This window comes from Gordonia aquimaris (assembly GCF_026262595.1).
Classification (GTDB): Bacteria; Actinomycetota; Actinomycetes; order Mycobacteriales; family Mycobacteriaceae; genus Gordonia; species Gordonia tangerina.
The window spans coordinates 1-1302 of the sequence record NZ_JAPKFM010000075.1 but is presented as its reverse complement, the minus strand read 5'-3'; the positions used below and the strand labels follow the sequence as shown (position 1 = coordinate 1302).

Here is a 1302-nt window from a genome sequence, read left to right as displayed (position 1 = left end):
TGAGGTTCCCCCCGAACCGTAGAGGCATCGATAATGAGGAGCACGATGCCAGAGAAGCGGAAGAAGTACGACCGGGAGTTTCGTGATGGGGCGGTCCGGATCGTCGAGGAGACAGGTAAGCCGATCGCCCAGGTCGCTCGAGACCTGGGGGTCAACGAGGGCACCTTGGGTAACTGGGTCAACCGGGCGCGCGCCGAGCGGGAGGGCCGCGGCGAGCTGACCGTTGATGACGCTGCTGAGCTCAAACGGTTGCGTGACGAGGTCGCCGAGCTGCGCATGGAGCGTGATGTCCTCAAGCGATCAGTGGTCCTGTGGGTGAAGGAGGCGACGAAGTGAGCGTGGCACGCTTTATCGCCGACCAGAGGACCAACTATCGGGTGCCACACGCGGTGTCCTGCCGGCTGCTCGGGGTCAGCGAGGCGTGGTTCTACAAATGGCATAAGCGGACCCAATCGCCGGGTGCGGCAACGGGTTTGCACACCACCCGCGACTATCGCCGGGACACCATCGACCGGGCCGTGGCGGTGGCGTTCGACAAGGCCCGCGGCCTGCACGGGTCACCGCGCCTGCATGCGGATCTGCGTGCTGACGGGTGGACGGTGACCGAGAAGACTGTCGCTGATTCGATGTGTCGTCAGGGCCTGGTCGCGCGGCGGATCCGCCGGCGCAACGGGCTGACCCGTCAGGACAAGACCGCCCCGAAGTTCCCCGATTTGTTGGGTCGCGATTTCACCGCACAGTGCCCCGATCAGCGGTGGGTCGGCGACATCACCGAGATCCCGACCGCGGCGGGCAAGCTGTATCTGGCCACGGTCATCGACCTCTACAGTCGCCGCCTGCTGGGGGCGGCCACCAGTCGTCACCCGGATGCAGCGTTGGCGTGTGCGGCGATCGAGATGGCGGTCGCCACGCGGGGCGGCATGCAGGCGATATGGCGTGATGACGATGCGCAGAAGCTGATTTTCCACACCGATCGTGGGTCGACGTACACCGCGAGACGGTTCACCAGGCTGTGCCAGAAGATGGGTATCCGGCAGTCGATGGGCCGGGTCGGATCGTGTTTCGACAACGCCGCAGCGGAGGCATTCTTCTCTTCTTTGGAGTGGGAAGTGTTGTCACGCAACGAGTTCCATACTATCATGGAGGCGCAGGCGGTCGTGTTGGAGTGGTGCTACGGCTTCTACAATCACCAGCGTCGCCACAGCGCGATCGGGATGATGAGTCCGGTCGACTACGAGAACACCGCAGTCACCGAGCCCGAAGCCGCATAGAGGAGTCCTCCACGATTCCGGGGGAACCACA

General features: G+C 64.2%; 2 protein-coding genes. Both read left to right on the top strand.

The window, feature by feature from the left end; translation table 11 throughout:
* Positions 1-45: 45 nt before the first annotated feature.
* Positions 46-336, top strand: a complete 291-nt coding sequence (locus tag OSB52_RS24625) for a transposase (RefSeq protein ID WP_005195137.1) — start codon at positions 46-48, stop codon at positions 334-336.
* Entirely contained in the window at positions 333-1271 is a 939-nt protein-coding gene (locus tag OSB52_RS24620) for an IS3 family transposase (protein ID WP_211541884.1), read from the top strand. The genes OSB52_RS24625 and OSB52_RS24620 overlap by 4 nt, the downstream gene beginning before the upstream one ends.
* Positions 1272-1302 lie beyond the last annotated feature (31 nt).

Excerpts from the sequence above, each read along its gene's own strand:
- OSB52_RS24625 (WP_005195137.1), top strand. The coding sequence starts at position 46 with ATGCCAGAGAAGCGGAAGAAGTACGACCGGGAGTTTCGTGATGGGGCG.